Raw genomic sequence first — 15,110 nt, 5'->3', positions numbered from 1 at the left:
GCAGCCTCATTATTCCAGGTTCCAGTTGCCGATATCGGCGTCTTCACCCTCGCCGCCCTGTTGGCCGTCGCGGCCCAGGGTGTAGAGGTCGAAGGCGCCGCCCTGCGTGCCCGGATTCAGGTACTGGTAGGGGCGATCCCAGGGATCCATCGGCGCGCGGGGCAGATAGGTCGGCACCAGTGAATCCAGCCCTTCGTCCGTCGTCGGGTAGACATGGCGGTCGAGCCGGTACATGTTGAGCGCGCTCTCGACCGCGCGGATGTCCGCCTTGGCCTTGGTGACGCGGGCCTGTCCGGGTTTCTCCATCAGGTTGGGCACGATGATCGCGGCCAGGATGCCGAGGATCACCACCACGACGAGCACCTCGATCAGGGTGAATCCGGCACCCCGCCGGCGCGCCCGGGTGGATGGCTGTGCCTTCATGCGTGCATGTGTCATGTGCGTCTGTCTCTTGGGTTAAACGACCAGTTGGTTCATGTTGAAGATCGGCAGCAGTATCGCCAGCACGATGAGCAGTACTATACCGCCCATGATCAGGATCAGAAACGGTCCGAGCAGGCCGGTGATGGTCTGCGCAACCGCCTCCAGTTCGCGTTCCTGGCTGCTCGCGGCCCGTTCCAGCATCACCTCGAGGTTGCCGCTCGCCTCGCCGCTCGCGATCAGGTGGATGGTCATGGGCGGGAAATAGCCGCTGCGTTCGAGTGATTTGTGCAGACTGGCGCCTTCGCGCACCTGGCGCGCCGCGGTCGTGACGGCCTCGCGCATCGGCAGGTTGGTGACCACCTCGGCGGAGATGTGCAGGCTTTCCAGCACCGGCACCCCGCTCTCGGCCAGGATACTGAGCGTGCGGGCGAAGCGGGCGGCGTTCATGCCGCGCACCAGGCGCGATACCAGCGGCAGCGAAAGCTGTGCACGGTGAAAGCGCTTGCGCACCCCGGGGCGGCGCAGCATCAGGCGCAGGCCGATGATGGCCGCGAGCAACAGGACGCCGAGCACCGCTCCCGAGGAACGGACGAAGTCGCTCGCCGCGATCAGGCCGCGCGTCAGCAGCGGCAGTTCCTGTCCCATGTTTTCGAACACGCTGACGACCTGCGGTACCACGTAGGCCAGCAACAGCAGCACGACGAGAACCGCGACCACGATCACCAGCACCGGATAGATCAGCGACAGCGCCACCTTCTGGCGGATCGCCTGGCGACCCTCGGTGTAGTCGGCGAGCCGGTCGAGCACGGTGTCGAGATGTCCCGACTGCTCGCCGGCGGCGACCGTCGCGCGGTAGAGGTCGGAAAACGCGCGCGGAAAGCCGGACAGCGCGTTCGCCAGCGACTGGCCCTCCATGATGCGCGCGCGCACCGCCACCAGCATGCTCTTGAGGCGCGCCTTCTCGGATTGCTCGGCGATCGTGCGCAGGGCCTCCTCGATCGGCAGCCCGGAGCGCACCAGGGTCGCGAACTGGCGCGTGATCAGCGCGATGTCGGCCGCGCTGGCCCCGCGCCGGAAGGAGGAGATGCCGCGTTCCCGCTCGCGTTCGCGCTGCGCCACCTCGGCGACCGTGAGCGGCGCCCAGCCCTTGTCGCGCAGCAACTGGCGGATCTGGCGCGGCGTGTCGCCCTCGAGCACGCCCTTGCGCTCGCGTCCGCCGTCGTCCAGCGCGGTGAATTCATAGGCTCCCATGTGCGGTCCCGGTCAATCGTCCTCGTGGGTGACGCGCAGCACTTCCTCGTGGGTGGTGTCGCCGGCGAGGACGCGGCGGATGCCGTCCTGGTAGATGCTCGCGCCGCGGCTGTGGGCGTAGGCCTCGAGTTCCTGTTCCGAGAGCTGGTCATGGATCATGGTGCGCAGGCGGTCGTTGATCTCGATCACCTCGAAAATCGCGGTGCGGCCCTGGTAGCCGGTGAAATTGCAGCTGCTGCAGCCCTGCGCCGTGTAGAGCGTGGGCACCGTGTCCGCGGGCACGCCGAGATCGGCGCATTCCGCCGCGCTCGCGGTGTGCGGGTACTTGCACTCGGGGCACAGCAGGCGCACCAGTCGTTGCGCCAGCACGCCGATCAGGCTGGAGGAGAGCAGGAACGGCTCCACGCCCATGTCGCGCAGGCGCATCACCGCGCCGATGGCGCTGTTGGTGTGCAGGGTGGACAGCACCAGATGGCCGGTCAGACTCGCCTGCACCGCGATCTCCGCCGTCTCGAGGTCACGGATCTCGCCCACCATCACGATGTCCGGGTCCTGACGCAGGATGGCGCGCAGGCCGCGCGCGAAGGTCATGTCGACCTTGGTCTGCACCTGGGTCTGGCTGATGCCGTCGATGTAGTATTCGATCGGATCCTCCACCGTCATGATGTTACGGCGCTTGTCGTTGACGCGCGACAGCATGGCGTAGAGCGAGGTCGTCTTGCCCGAACCGGTCGGACCGGTGACCAGGATGATGCCGTGGGGCCGGCGGATGATGTGCTCCACGCGGGCGAGACCGTCGGCGGCCATCCCGAGGTGCTCGAGATCGAGGCGCCCGGCCTGCTTGTCGAGCAGGCGCATCACCACGCGTTCTCCATGCCCGCAGGGCAGGGTGGAGACGCGCACGTCGACCGCGCGCCCGGCGATGCGCAGCGAGATGCGGCCGTCCTGCGGCAGGCGCTTCTCCGCGATGTCGAGCCTGGCCATGACCTTGACGCGTGACACCAGCACCGGCGCCAGCACGCGCGCCGGCTCCAGCACCTCGCGCAGGATGCCGTCGACGCGGAAGCGCACCACCAGACGGTATTCGTACGGTTCGATGTGGATGTCGGAGGCGTTGACCTTCACGGCCTCGGTAAGCAGGGCGTTGATGAGACGGATGATGGGGGCATCGTCCTGGCTCTCGAGCAGGTCCTCCGGTTCCGGCAGCTGCTGCGCGATCTGCGACAGGTCGAGGTCCTCGCCCATCTCGCCCATCATCTGCATGGTTTCGGCGCTGTCGGACTCGTAGGACGCCTGCAGCATGCGGTCGAATTCTTCCTGGGCGATCAGGCGCGGTGCGAGGGGCAGGCCCATGAAGCGGCGCACCTCGGACAGTACCTGGGCGGTAACGCCCGTGCGGCACAGGGTGATGGCGCGGCCGTCCGCGACTTCGGTGACCAGGACACCGTTGCGCTTGGCATAGGCGAACGGCAGCCGGCGGGGTCGCGCTGCGGGGGCGGGCTCTTCGAGCAGCGCGTCGGGCAACAGCGCTTCGAGCGATTCCCTCATGGTTCCCGCGGGGCGGCGGATCCGGTGCCGCCGTCGCCGCCCGGCAGAGGTGGCAGGGCCAGCAGGTCGTCGAGAGGCGGCATCACCGGCGCCTCTTCCTTGCGCATCATCAGCATGCCCTTCTCGCGGGTGCCGAGCTGGATGTCGCGGATGTAGCTGTATTTGCTCCCGGTCAGGCGGTTCATCATCGCCTGGTCCCGCAGGATGGTGGTCTGCAGGAACACCATCAGATTGGTCTTGTCCTTGGTGGTCGACTTGGAGCTGAACAGCCAGCCGAGCAGCGGGATGTCGCCCAGCAGCGGCACCTTCTGCACGCTCTGCCGCACGTTGTCCTGGATCAGTCCGCCCAGCACCACCACTTGGCGGTCGTCGATGATGAGGCTGGTCTTGATCGAGCGGGTGTTGGTCACCAGGTCGACGGCATCGCCCTTGGCGCCGAGGCTGTCGATGGTCTGCTCGATATCGAGCTTGATCGCGTCGCCCTCGTTGATCTGCGGTTTGACTTTCAGCGTGATGCCGACGTTCTCGCGCGAGATGGTCTGGAACGGATTGCTGACGCTGCCGCTGCCGGTCCCGGTGCTGGTGAACGAACCGGTGACGAACGGGACTTCCTGGCCGACCACGATCTCGGCCTCCTCATTGTCGAGCGTGACCAGCGAGGGGGTGGACAGGATGTTGGTCGAGCCGTTGCTCTTCAGCGCCTGCACGACAGCGGCGAAATTCACGTTGTCGGAATTGAAGCGGCCGACACCGAGCGCCAGCCCGCTCAGGCTGAGGCCGGTGAAGTTGTTCGTGGCGACCGCGCCGGCGATGCTGGTGACGCTGCTGCCGGCGTTGCTGAAATTGGTCAGGCCGACCGGACCGTCGCCGCCGGGCGTGCCGTCGGCGACCCACTGCACGCCGAGCTGGGCGCTAACGTCCGTGGTGACCTCGGCGATGATGCCTTCCACCATGACCTGGGCGCGGCGGATGTCGAGCTGCTTGATGACGCCTTCCAGCGCGTTGAAGATGTCGGGGGGCGCCGTGATGACCAGCGAGTTGCTGCTTTCGTCGGCCTGGATGTTGATCGGCAGATTATTACCGCCGGTCGCCGGGGCCTGTGCGCCGCCGGCGGCCTTGGCCTGCTGTTCGACGCTGCTGCTGACACCGGTCAGCACCGGCACCAGGTCCTTGGCCTGGGCGTAGCGCAGGTAGATGACGCGCGTGTTGCCCTGGGTCTGCAGCGGCGTGTCGAGGTGGGTGATCAGCGTGCGCAGGCGCAGGCGGCCGGATTTGCCACCGCCGATCAACACGCTGTTGGTGCGCTCGTCGGCGATCAGCACCGGGCTGGCGTCCGGATCGGTGGGGGCGCCGCCGCCGCGCGCCTTGTCCTGCTGCGCCAGCGCGGTCAGGATGCGTACGACCTCGGCGGCGGAGGCGTGCTGCAGGGGCACGATCTCGATCTCATCGCTGCTCGGCAGGTCGATGCGGTCGATCAGGTTGGCGATGCGGTTGATGTTGGAGGCGCGGTCCGCGATGATCAGCATGTTGCTCGGCACGTAGGCCGCCAGATGGCCCTGTTGCGGCACCAGCGGGCGCAGAATTGGCACTAATTGTGCAGCGGAAACGTTGCGCAGCTCGATGACCCGGGTGACGAACTCGTCGCCGCGTCCGGGGGCGTCGGCGTCGGTGGTCGGGACGGCGATCTGCTTGGCATTGGCGTCGGGGATGATCTTCACCACCTTGCCGCTCGGTATGGCGGAGAAGCCGTAGACGTCCAGCACCGAGAGGAAGACCTGGTAGACCTCATCGGACTCCATCGGGCGCGAGGAGATGATGGTGATCTTGCCCTTGACGCGCGGATCGACGATGAAATTCTTGCCGGTGATCTCGGAGATGGTGCCGATGACCGCGCTGATGTCGGCGTCCTTGAGGTTGAGCGTGACCGGCTCGGCGTGCGCCGGCGCCAGCCCCATGGCCGCCAGCAGAAACACCGGCGCAGCCGTCCGCAGGGCGGCGACGGGTGCCCGGCCGGCCAAGAACGACACGAACGCCCGAAACGCCGCGCGACTGATCCTGATCATCGGTGCATTATACTCGTAAGATATTACAAATACATAAAGACAAAGGTAAAAATGCAGGGCCGAGGGCGGGCGGACGGAACGCCCGTGCTAACATACCGGCGCGAATTTCCACCGGTCTACCCCTGCTGACGGAACAGTATATAAGAGGATAGACCCCATGGCTCCCAAAACCTCGACGGTGCGCACGCTCAAATACGATTACCTCGGCATGGACGTCCAGGCGATCCAGCGGTCCATGGCGAACACGCTGGAATATCGCGTGGGCAAGGACATGTACACGGCGACGCTGCGCGACTGGTTCCAGGTCGTCGCCTACACGGTGCGCGATCGCATGATGGAGCGCTGGATGGAGACCATGCGCACCTATTACCGCGATAACGCCAAGCGGGTCTACTACCTGTCGATGGAGTTCCTGATCGGGCGCAGCCTGGCCAACAACCTGCACAACATGGGCATCTACGACGCGGTCGTCGAGGCGCTGCGGGAGTTCGACCTGGACCTCGAGGCGATCATCGAGGCGGAGCCCGAGGCGGCGCTCGGCAACGGTGGTCTCGGCCGGCTGGCGGCCTGTTTCCTGGATTCCATGGCCACCCTGGGTATCCCGGGCTACGGTTACGGCATCCGCTACGAATACGGGATGTTCAAGCAGAAGATCGAGAACGGGCTTCAGATCGAGCACCCGGACAATTGGCTGCGTTACGGCAACCCGTGGGAATTCCCGCGCGCCGAGGTGCTCTATCCGGTCCGTTTCAACGGCCGCGTCGTCCAGTATACCGACGAGCACGGCGTGGCGCGCCACCACTGGGTGGATACCGAAGAGGTCATCGCGATGGCCTACGACACCCCTATCCCGGGCTATGGGACCAACACCGTGAACAATATGCGCGTGTGGTCCGCCAAGTCTTCGCGCGACTTCGATCTGGGTTATTTCAACGAGGGCAACTACATCAAGGCGGTGGAGGCGGAGGCGGAGTCGGAGAACATCTCGCGCGTGCTCTACCCCGACGACACGACCTCCATGGGCAAGGAGCTGCGCCTCAAACAGCAGTATTTCTTCGTCAGCGCCACCCTGCGCGACATATTGTATCGATTTGATAAATATCATGATTCTCTTGATTTATTGCCCGAGCAGGTGGCCATACAGCTGAACGATACCCACCCGGCGATCGCGATCGCCGAACTGATGCGCATCCTGGTCGACGAGCACAAGATGGAGTGGAAGCGCGCCTGGAAGATCGTGACGGGCACCTTCGCCTACACCAACCACACGCTGATGCCCGAGGCGCTGGAGACCTGGCCGGTGAGTCTGTTTGCCAGGATTCTGCCGCGTCACCTGCAGATTATCTATGAGATCAATCACAACTTTCTGAAGGATGTGATGCACCAGCATCCCGGCGACATGGACCTGCTGCGGCGCATGTCAATCATCCAGGAGGAAGGCGAGCGGCGGATCCGGATGGCCCACCTCGCGATCATCGGCAGCCATCGGGTCAACGGCGTGGCGAAGCTGCATTCGCAGCTGATGAAAGAGACCATTTTCGCCGATTTCGACCGCTTCTACCCGGGCAAATTCATCAACATGACCAATGGCGTGACGCCGCGCCGCTGGCTGCATCACGTCAACCAGCCGCTCGTGCGCCTGATCGGTGACCGGATCGGTGGCGGCTGGGTGACCGACCTCGACCAGCTCAGACAACTGGCGCCACTGGCCGAGGACGCCGGGTTCCGTGCCGAGTTCCGCGCCGTCAAGCTGCGCAACAAGGAACGCCTGGTCGGACTGATCCGGCGCCATATGGGGCTGGAGATCTCCGCCGCCTCGATGTTCGATGTCCAGATCAAGCGCATGCACGAATACAAGCGCCAGCTTCTCAACCTGTTGCACGTGATCACGCTGTACAACCGCGTGCGTACGGGCGCGGACATTGTGCCGCGCACCTGCATCTTCTCCGGCAAGGCCGCGCCCGGCTATGCCATGGCGAAACTGATCATCAAGCTGATCAACGACGTCGGCGACATCATCAACAACGATCCCGCGGTGGGAGATCGCCTCAAGGTGGTGTTCATCCCGAACTACGACGTGTCCACCGCGAGCGACATCATCCCGGCCGCCGAGCTGTCCGAGCAGATCTCGATGGCGGGCACCGAGGCTTCGGGCACCGGCAACATGAAGCTGGCGCTGAACGGCGCGCTCACGATCGGCACCCTGGACGGCGCGAACGTCGAGATCCGCAACGAGGTCGGCCACGATAATATCTTCATCTTCGGCCACACCACGGAAGAGGTCGCCCGCCTGAAGCGCGATGGCTACAACCCGTGGGATTATCTCCATGCGAACGGCGAACTAGCGCAGGTGCTGGACATGATCGGCGGGGGATTCTTCTCGCCCGACCGCAAGGATCTGTTCCAGCCCGTGGTGCACTCCCTGACCACGGGCGGGGATCGCTACCTGCTACTGGCGGACTACAGCTCCTACGTGGAGTGCCAGGACCGCATCTCCACGCTCTACCGCGACGGCGACGCCTGGACGCGCAAGGCGATCCTGAACGTAGCCGCGATGGGCGTGTTTTCCAGCGACCGCACCATCCGCGAGTATGCCGAGGACATCTGGCGCGCCACCCCGGTGCGCATCGATCTGAACAATCATGGCTGACGTGCCGGGCGCGCGCCGTCGCGTTCGGAGGATCTAACCGTGGCGCACGACGCGCGGCTGGACGCGGGTCTGGCGGCGCTGGGCCTCTCACTGCCCGCGGCGGCCTGCCGGGGGCTGCTCGATTATCTCACCCTGCTCGAAAAGTGGAACCGGGCCTACAACCTGACGGCGGTGCGCGATCGCGGCGAGATGGTCGCGCGGCACCTGCTCGACAGCCTGTCCATCGTTCCGTACCTCCAGGCCCCGCGCATCATCGACGTCGGCTCGGGCGCCGGCCTGCCGGGCATCCCGCTGGCCCTCGCACTGCCGGACTGCCGATTCGTCCTGCTGGACAGCAACCGCAAGAAGACCCGATTCCTGACCCAGGCCATTGCGGAACTTGGGCTCGACAACGTCACGGTGGAATGCCGGCGCGTGGAGGAATACCGGCCGGAGGCGGGCTTCGACACCGTTGTCACCCGCGCCTTCGCCAGTCTGGCGGAGATCGTGACGGCAGCCGGACACCTGTGCCGCAGCGACGGCTACCTGCTCGCCATGAAGGGACGCTATCCCGAGGGGGAACTGGCCGCCCTGCCGCCCTCGTTCCACGTGCTCGCGGTGGAGCCGCTGCGGGTGCCGGGTCTGGAGGCGGAGCGCTATCTGATCCGCCTGGCCCGCGCCACGTCCGGTGCCTGAGCATCACGACGGCCATGATGGCACCCCGCGCATGGATGGCGCGGAACTGAATCCGCGCTAAACTCGCCGCATCCGGGTTACCATGTACGGCCCCGGAATCGAAGATGCCGGGGCGGGCACGCGCGCGCCATGCCGGCGACGCATCAGCGGGGAGTTATGGCCAGGATCATCGCGGTAGCCAATCAGAAGGGCGGGGTCGGCAAGACCACCACCAGCGTCAATCTTTCGGCGTCCCTGGCCGCGACCCGGCGCCGTGTCCTGCTGATCGATCTCGATCCACAGGGCAATGCCACCATGGGCAGCGGTGTCGACAAGAACCGCATCGAGGCGGGCAGCTGCGAGGTCCTGCTGGGTGAGCAGGCGCTGGCGGAGGCCGTGGTTCCGACCGCGCACGCGGGCTACGCACTGCTGCCGGGGAACGGCGACCTGACCGCCGCCGAGGTCGAGCTGATGACCCATGCGGAGAGCGAGCAGCGCCTGCGCCGCACGCTGGAGCCGGTGCTCGGCGACTACGACTACATCATCATCGACTGTCCGCCCTCGCTCAACATGCTGACGGTCAACGCGCTGGTCGCCGCGCAGGGCGTGATCATCCCCATGCAGTGCGAGTATTATGCGCTCGAGGGTCTGACCGCCCTGCTCGACACCATCGAGAAGATCCGCACCACGCTGAATTTCGAGCTCCGCGTGGAGGGCCTGCTGCGCACCATGTTCGATCCGCGCAACAAACTGGCCAACGACGTGTCCACGCAGCTGCTCGATCACTTCGGCGAGCAGGTGTTCAATACCATCATCCCGCGCAACGTGCGCCTGGCCGAGGCGCCCAGTCACGGTCTTCCGGTCATGCTGTATGATAAGGCCTCGCAGGGCGCGCGCGCCTACCTGGCGCTGGCGGGAGAGATGTTGCGCAAGGGCATGAAGGGTGAGGCGGCGCCCGCGGTGTAGTGCAACGACGGACGGGATCGCAGGACATGAGCGTTAAAAAGAGAGGTTTGGGCCGTGGTCTGGATGCCCTGTTGGGTCAGGCCGCGATTGCCGCGCCTGCCGCCGCCCCGGCCGCGCCGACAGCGGCCGCGGCGGACAAGGGCGAGCGTTTGTTGAAGCTGCCGGTCGACCTGCTGCGACGCGGCCGGTATCAGCCGCGCTCGGACATGCGTCCGGAGACGCTGCAGGATCTCGCCGATTCGATCCGGGCCCAGGGCGTGGTGCAGCCCATCGTGGTGCGACCGATCGGCGCCAACAGCTATGAGATCATCGCCGGCGAGCGGCGCTGGCGCGCGGCGCAGCTGGCGGGTCTGCACGAGGTGCCGGTCGTGGTGCGCGACGTGCCGGACCAGGCCGCGATGGCGATGGCGCTGATCGAGAACATCCAGCGCGAGGATCTGAACCCGCTGGAAGAGGCGCTCGCGCTCAAGCGCCTGATCGAGGAGTTCGGCCTGACCCATCAGCTTGCCGCCGAGGCGGTCGGCCGCTCGCGCGCCGCCGTGTCCAACCTGCTGCGCCTGTTCGAGCTGAACGAGGACGTGAAGCAGCGCATCGAGCAGCGGGAAATAGATATGGGGCATGCGCGCGCGCTGCTTGCCCTGCAGGGCCCGCTCCAGAGCGAGGCGGCGCGCCGCGTGGCGGCCAAGGGCCTGTCGGTGCGCGAGACCGAGCAGCTCGTGCGCCGTCTGCAGGCCGCCGGCGCGCAGGCACCGACGGCGCGGCACGCCATGGATCCCGATGTGCGGCGCCTGCAGGAAGATCTCTCCGCGAAGCTCGGCGCGAGCGTCGACATCCAGTACAACGCGAAGGGCAAGGGCAGGCTCGTGGTGCTCTACAACAGCCTGGACGAGCTCGAAGGCATCCTCGCGCACATCAAGTAATCCCCTCCCGGGGCGACGGTTTACCAGCACCACGGCAGGGCGGTCGCCGCACCCGATCGATGCGCGATTCCCCTGTTTTTTCAGGCCTTGCATGTTGCTTTTTTTGCGCGTTATACTCACGCGCTCGATTTTGCCCGGACAGCCAGCCCATGCCTCCAACGAAGGGTGCCGGTCTTGTCATGGTCGGGGTCGGAACGATCCTGACGTCGATGATCGCCGCGGGATTTTTATTGGGTTATGCCGCTGACTCCTGGCTGGATACTCGACCGATCTTTATGCTAGTATTTGCCGGCTTGGGGGCTGTGGGAGGCTTCCTGAAGGTCTACAAGTTGCTGAGCAGGAACGTTTAGTTGAATTCCGCCGGCGACGAGTTGCGCATCAGAACCCGCCGGGTGATCGGTCTTCAGTTGGGGATCGGATTAGCCATAGTCGCGGGTTTTTTTACGGTCAAGGGTCCCGCGGCCGCCTGGTCGGCGGCGTTCGGCGGCGGCGTCAGCGTGGTCATGAGCCTGCTGTTGAGCCGCGGCGTGATGCTGGCCGGGCGCATGCAGGACGCCAGGGCGAGCCAGGCGGTGCTGTATGCCGGCGCCGCGCTGCGTTTCGTGCTGGTGCTGGCCTTGCTGACGGTCGGGCTTGCCGTGCTGAAACTGGCCCCCCTACCGGTGGTGGTCGGGTTCATCGCGGTGCAGCTGGCGTTCATGCTGGCGGCCGGCCGCTCCCGGCAGGAATAGAGACAGTACAAATATTACGGAGCAGGCGAAGTTGAGCGCAGAAGAACACTCCTCCGGCGGCGGTACCGTCGAATATATCCAGCACCACCTGACCAATCTGTGCGTCGGCGATTGCGACCCGGTGACGCATAAGGCGGCCGGATTCTGGGCCTGGCACGTCGACACTCTGTTTTTCAGCGTCCTGCTCGCACTGGTCATCATCCTGGTGAGCTGGCGGCTGGGCAAGCGCCTGAGCGTGGACGCGCCCTCCGGCTTCCAGAACGTCGTCGAGTCCATCATTGAATTCGTGCAGGGCCAGGTGCGCGACACCTTCCCTGGCCACAACCCGCTGATCGCCCCGCTCGCGCTGACCATCTTCGTGTGGGTGTGGCTGATGAACTTCATGGACCTGATCCCGGTGGACCTCCTGCCCTGGCTCGCCGGCGCCGTCGGTGTGCCTTACCTGAAGGTCGTGCCCACCACCGACCTCAACACCACGATGGCGATGTCGCTTACCGTGTTCGGCCTGATCCTGTTCTACAACATCAAGGTCAAGGGCGTGGTCGGTTATCTGAAGGTGTTCCTGTTCCACCCCTTCGGCAAGTTCTTCATCCCGGTCAACATCGTGATGACCGCCATCGAGGAGCTGGCCAAGCCGCTGAGCCTGGGCCTGCGACTGTTCGGCAACCTGTTCGCCGGCGAGCTGGTGTTCCTGCTCATCGCCCTGATCGGCGGCACCCTCGCGGTCGGCGCCCTGGGATATCTGTTCTGGTTTCCGCTGCAGGTCGTGCTGGACCTCGGCTGGCTGATCTTCCACCTGCTGGTGATCACCCTGCAGGCGTTCATCTTCATGGTGCTGACCCTGGTCTATCTGGGCATGGCCCATGTCGAGGATCACTAGGCGCGGGGACGCACAGTCAGGCGGAAACGCTGTTCCAAAATTTTGATATTTGATTTACCAAAGGAGAGAAAGCAATGACACCCGAGATGCTCGCACAAATCTACGCCTATACCGCCGTCGGCGTCGGCGTCATCCTGGCCGCCGCCGGTCTGGGTTCGGCCATTGGCTGGGGCCTGATTTGCGCCAAGACCCTGGAAGGGATCGCACGCCAGCCTGAAATGCGCCCGGCCCTGATGACCAATATGTTTATCTTCGCGGGTCTGATGGAATCTTTCCCCTTCATCATCCTTGCGTTCGCCATGTGGTTCCTGTTCGCCAACCCCTTCGTCGGGGCGTTGAGCAGCGCGATCGGCACGCTCTGATATCGACCGCGCCGGCACTGATGCCGGGCCAGGTGCAAGAGGACCAGTGAGATGAATATCAACGCTACCCTGATCGGCCAGATCATCGCCTTCGTGCTGTTGATCTGGTTCGTCAACAAGCTGCTGTGGGGGCCGCTCAACAATCTGCTCGCCGCGCGGCAGAAGCGCATTGCCGACGGCCTCGCCGCCGCCGACAAGGGCAAGCATGAGCTGGAGCTGTCGGAGAAGCGCGCCAAGGACCTCATCCATGAGGCGCGTTCGAAGGCCGCCGAGATCCTGGCGCAGTCGGAGAAGCGCGCGAGCGAGATCGTCGAGGAAGCCAAGTCGGATGCCCGCACCGAGGCCGATCGCCTGATCGCCGGTGCCCGCGCCGAGATCACGCAGGAGGTCAACCGGGCCAAGGAGCAGCTGCGCACGCAGGTTTCCACGCTCGCGGCCGCCGGCGCCAGCAAGATCATCAAGCGCGAGATCGACCGCAAGGCGCATGACGACCTGCTGAAAGACCTGGTGTCGCAGATTTAGCCTGCTTGGAGAAACCCTATGGCCGAAAAGAGCACCATCGCCCGTCCCTACGCGCAGGCCGTATTTGACCTGGCCTCCGCGCAGCGCCAGCTCGGGCCATGGTCGGAGCGGCTGCAGCTGATGACCGCGGTGGTCGCCGATCCGCGCCTGCAACGCCTGATCGGCAATCCGCGCATCACCCGCGCGCAGCTGGCGGGCCTGATCGTCGACATCTGCGGCGACCGGCTCGACGCCCAGGCCAGGTCGCTGGTCGGCGTGCTGGCGGAGAACCGCCGCCTGGATCTGCTGCCGGAGATCGGCGCCCTGTTCGCGCAGTATCGCGCGGAGGCCGAAAAGACCGTTCAGGCCGAGGTCGTATCGGCGTTTCCCCTCAGTGCGGAACAGCAGGCCGGCATCGTCGCTGCCCTGAAGCGGCGCCTGGGGCGTGAGATCAGTTTGAAAAACACTACCGACGGGACCTTGGTCGGCGGCGCCGTCATCCGCGCCGGGGATCTGGTCATAGATGGTTCGGTCACGGGACATCTGGACAGGCTCGCGAGCGCGCTGTCCCACTAGTTTGAACTCTTTAAGGGGATAGGATCATGCAGTTGAACGCAGCAGAAATCAGCGAACTCATCCGGCAGCGGATCGAGAAATTCGAGGCCGTCACCGAGGCGCGCACCGAAGGCACCGTGGTCAGCGTGACCGACGGCATCGTGCGCATCCACGGCTTGGCCGCGGTGATGTACGGCGAGATGCTGGAGTTCCCCGGCAACACCTACGGCATGGCGCTCAACCTCGAGCGCGACTCCGTCGGCGCGGTGGTGCTGGGTCCTTACACGCACATCAGCGAGGGCGACACCGTCAAGTGCACCGGCCGCATCCTCGAGGTACCCGTGGGTGAAGGACTGGTCGGCCGCGTGGTCGATTCCCTCGGCAACCCGATCGACGGCAAGGGTCCGATCAAGGCGAGCGGCAGCTCCCCCATCGAGAAGGTGGCGCCGGGCGTGATCGCGCGCAAGTCGGTCAGCCAGCCGGTGCAGACCGGCCTCAAGGCGATCGACGCGATGGTGCCGATCGGCCGCGGCCAGCGCGAGCTCATCATCGGCGACCGCCAGACCGGAAAGACCGCGGTGGCCATTGACGCCATCATCAACCAGAAGGGCACCGGCGTTAAGTGCATCTACGTCGCGATCGGCCAGAAGGCCTCCTCGATCGCCAACGTGGTGCGCAAGCTGGAGGAGCACGGCGCGATGGGGCACACCATCATCGTCGCGGCGAGCGCCTCCGATCCGGCCGCCATGCAGTTCATCGCACCTTACTCCGGCTGCGCGATGGGCGAATATTTCCGCGACAACGGCCAGGACGCGCTGATCGTGTATGACGATCTGACCAAACAGGCCTGGGCCTATCGCCAGATCTCCCTGCTGCTGAAGCGCCCGCCGGGTCGAGAAGCCTATCCGGGCGACGTGTTCTACCTGCACTCGCGCCTGCTCGAGCGCGCCTCGCGCATCAACGCCGAGTACGTGGAGAAGATCACCGACGGGCGCGTGAAGGGCAAGACCGGTTCGCTGACGGCGCTGCCGATCATCGAGACGCAGGCCGGCGACGTGTCCGCCTTCGTGCCGACCAACGTGATCTCGATCACCGACGGCCAGATCTACCTGGAGAGCAGCCTGTTCAATTCCGGTATCCGCCCGGCAATCAACGCCGGTCTGTCGGTGTCGCGCGTCGGCGGCGCCGCCCAGACCAAGATCATCAAGAAGCTCGGCGGCGGTGTGCGCCTCGACCTCGCGCAGTACCGCGAGCTGGCGGCCTTCTCCCAGTTCGCCTCCGACCTCGACGAGGCCACCCGCAAGCAGCTCGAGCGCGGCCAGCGCGTCACCGAGCTGATGAAGCAGAAGCAGTACACCCCGCTCAGCGTCGCCGAGCAGGCGATCTCGCTGTTCGCCGCCAACCAGGGCTTCCTCGACGACGTCGAGCTGGCCAAGATCGGCGCCTTCGAGGCCGCGCTGCACAGCTACATGAAGACCCAGCACGCGGCGCTGCTCGACAAGATCAACAGCACGGGCGACTACAACGACGAGATCGAGAAGGGCATGCGTGCCGCCATCGACTCGTTCAAGAAGAGCAACGTCTGGTAACACGGGACTAAACGGAG

Annotated in this window: 15 protein-coding genes; 11 read left to right on the top strand and 4 right to left on the bottom strand. The window is 65.3% G+C overall.

The window, feature by feature from the left end:
- Window positions 1-9: 9 nt before the first annotated feature.
- From gspG to gspD, 4 genes are read right to left on the bottom strand one after another with little or no spacing between them, the layout of a single operon-like run.
- Window positions 10-423 (bottom strand): type II secretion system major pseudopilin GspG, encoded by a 414-nt coding sequence (gene gspG / locus IPM20_09995; GenBank protein MBK9131946.1) that lies wholly within the window; start codon window positions 421-423, stop codon window positions 10-12.
- 33 nt (window positions 424-456) lie between these two features.
- Complete coding sequence (gene gspF, locus IPM20_09990; protein MBK9131945.1) at window positions 457-1,674, bottom strand: type II secretion system inner membrane protein GspF; 1,218 nt, start codon at window positions 1,672-1,674, stop codon at window positions 457-459.
- A gap of 12 nt (window positions 1,675-1,686) precedes the next feature.
- Complete coding sequence (gene gspE, locus IPM20_09985; GenBank protein ID MBK9131944.1) at window positions 1,687-3,222, bottom strand: type II secretion system ATPase GspE; 1,536 nt, start codon at window positions 3,220-3,222, stop codon at window positions 1,687-1,689.
- Complete coding sequence (gene gspD, locus IPM20_09980; protein ID MBK9131943.1) at window positions 3,219-5,285, bottom strand: type II secretion system secretin GspD; 2,067 nt, start codon at window positions 5,283-5,285, stop codon at window positions 3,219-3,221. Before gspD ends, gspE begins: the two co-directional genes overlap by 4 nt.
- Before the next feature lie 208 nt (window positions 5,286-5,493).
- On the opposite strand from gspD, the gene IPM20_09975 reads away from it, so the two are divergent.
- The 11 genes from IPM20_09975 (at window position 5,494) to IPM20_09925 (ending at window position 15,093) form a co-directional block, all read left to right on the top strand.
- Window positions 5,494-7,935, top strand: coding sequence for a glycogen/starch/alpha-glucan phosphorylase (locus IPM20_09975; protein MBK9131942.1), 2,442 nt, complete (start codon window positions 5,494-5,496; stop codon window positions 7,933-7,935).
- Window positions 7,936-7,974: 39 nt separating this feature from the next.
- Window positions 7,975-8,610, top strand: coding sequence for a 16S rRNA (guanine(527)-N(7))-methyltransferase RsmG (gene rsmG / locus IPM20_09970; protein ID MBK9131941.1), 636 nt, complete (start codon window positions 7,975-7,977; stop codon window positions 8,608-8,610).
- 156 nt (window positions 8,611-8,766) lie between these two features.
- Window positions 8,767-9,555, top strand: coding sequence for a ParA family protein (locus tag IPM20_09965; protein MBK9131940.1), 789 nt, complete (start codon window positions 8,767-8,769; stop codon window positions 9,553-9,555).
- A gap of 26 nt (window positions 9,556-9,581) precedes the next feature.
- Window positions 9,582-10,475 carry a ParB/RepB/Spo0J family partition protein gene (locus tag IPM20_09960; protein MBK9131939.1) on the top strand — a complete coding sequence of 298 codons (894 nt, stop codon included), beginning with the start codon at window positions 9,582-9,584 and terminating at the stop codon, window positions 10,473-10,475.
- 149 nt (window positions 10,476-10,624) lie between these two features.
- Window positions 10,625-10,825, top strand: coding sequence for an AtpZ/AtpI family protein (locus tag IPM20_09955; GenBank protein MBK9131938.1), 201 nt, complete (start codon window positions 10,625-10,627; stop codon window positions 10,823-10,825).
- Entirely contained in the window at window positions 10,826-11,206 is a 381-nt protein-coding gene (locus IPM20_09950; protein ID MBK9131937.1) for an ATP synthase subunit I, read from the top strand.
- A gap of 31 nt (window positions 11,207-11,237) precedes the next feature.
- Window positions 11,238-12,086 (top strand): F0F1 ATP synthase subunit A, encoded by an 849-nt coding sequence (gene atpB / locus IPM20_09945; GenBank protein MBK9131936.1) that lies wholly within the window; start codon window positions 11,238-11,240, stop codon window positions 12,084-12,086.
- A gap of 74 nt (window positions 12,087-12,160) precedes the next feature.
- Window positions 12,161-12,448, top strand: a complete 288-nt coding sequence (atpE, locus tag IPM20_09940; GenBank protein MBK9131935.1) for a F0F1 ATP synthase subunit C — start codon at window positions 12,161-12,163, stop codon at window positions 12,446-12,448.
- A 51-nt stretch (window positions 12,449-12,499) separates the two neighbouring features.
- Complete coding sequence (locus tag IPM20_09935; protein ID MBK9131934.1) at window positions 12,500-12,970, top strand: F0F1 ATP synthase subunit B; 471 nt, start codon at window positions 12,500-12,502, stop codon at window positions 12,968-12,970.
- Window positions 12,971-12,988: 18 nt separating this feature from the next.
- Window positions 12,989-13,525 (top strand): F0F1 ATP synthase subunit delta, encoded by a 537-nt coding sequence (locus tag IPM20_09930; protein MBK9131933.1) that lies wholly within the window; start codon window positions 12,989-12,991, stop codon window positions 13,523-13,525.
- 26 nt (window positions 13,526-13,551) lie between these two features.
- Window positions 13,552-15,093 carry a F0F1 ATP synthase subunit alpha gene (locus IPM20_09925; protein MBK9131932.1) on the top strand — a complete coding sequence of 514 codons (1,542 nt, stop codon included), beginning with the start codon at window positions 13,552-13,554 and terminating at the stop codon, window positions 15,091-15,093.
- Window positions 15,094-15,110 lie beyond the last annotated feature (17 nt).

The sequence above is a fragment of the Gammaproteobacteria bacterium genome, assembly GCA_016716465.1.
GTDB lineage: Bacteria > Pseudomonadota > Gammaproteobacteria > SZUA-140 > SZUA-140 > JADJWH01.
This window is presented reverse-complemented; position numbering and strand designations above follow the sequence as displayed.

What these genes read in the sequence shown, in the direction of transcription:
- IPM20_09935 (MBK9131934.1), top strand. Translation starts at nt 12,500, where the DNA reads ATGAATATCAACGCTACCCTGATCGGCCAGATCATCGCCTTCGTGCTG.
- IPM20_09930 (MBK9131933.1), top strand. Translation starts at nt 12,989, where the DNA reads ATGGCCGAAAAGAGCACCATCGCCCGTCCCTACGCGCAGGCCGTATTT.
- gspE (MBK9131944.1), bottom strand. Translation starts at nt 3,222, where the DNA reads ATGAGGGAATCGCTCGAAGCGCTGTTGCCCGACGCGCTGCTCGAAGAG.
- IPM20_09925 (MBK9131932.1), top strand. Translation starts at nt 13,552, where the DNA reads ATGCAGTTGAACGCAGCAGAAATCAGCGAACTCATCCGGCAGCGGATC.
- gspG (MBK9131946.1), bottom strand. Translation starts at nt 423, where the DNA reads ATGAAGGCACAGCCATCCACCCGGGCGCGCCGGCGGGGTGCCGGATTC.
- IPM20_09960 (MBK9131939.1), top strand. Translation starts at nt 9,582, where the DNA reads ATGAGCGTTAAAAAGAGAGGTTTGGGCCGTGGTCTGGATGCCCTGTTG.
- IPM20_09955 (MBK9131938.1), top strand. Translation starts at nt 10,625, where the DNA reads ATGCCTCCAACGAAGGGTGCCGGTCTTGTCATGGTCGGGGTCGGAACG.
- atpE (MBK9131935.1), top strand. Translation starts at nt 12,161, where the DNA reads ATGACACCCGAGATGCTCGCACAAATCTACGCCTATACCGCCGTCGGC.
- IPM20_09965 (MBK9131940.1), top strand. Translation starts at nt 8,767, where the DNA reads ATGGCCAGGATCATCGCGGTAGCCAATCAGAAGGGCGGGGTCGGCAAG.
- IPM20_09975 (MBK9131942.1), top strand. Translation starts at nt 5,494, where the DNA reads ATGGACGTCCAGGCGATCCAGCGGTCCATGGCGAACACGCTGGAATAT.
- gspD (MBK9131943.1), bottom strand. Translation starts at nt 5,285, where the DNA reads ATGATCAGGATCAGTCGCGCGGCGTTTCGGGCGTTCGTGTCGTTCTTG.
- gspF (MBK9131945.1), bottom strand. Translation starts at nt 1,674, where the DNA reads ATGGGAGCCTATGAATTCACCGCGCTGGACGACGGCGGACGCGAGCGC.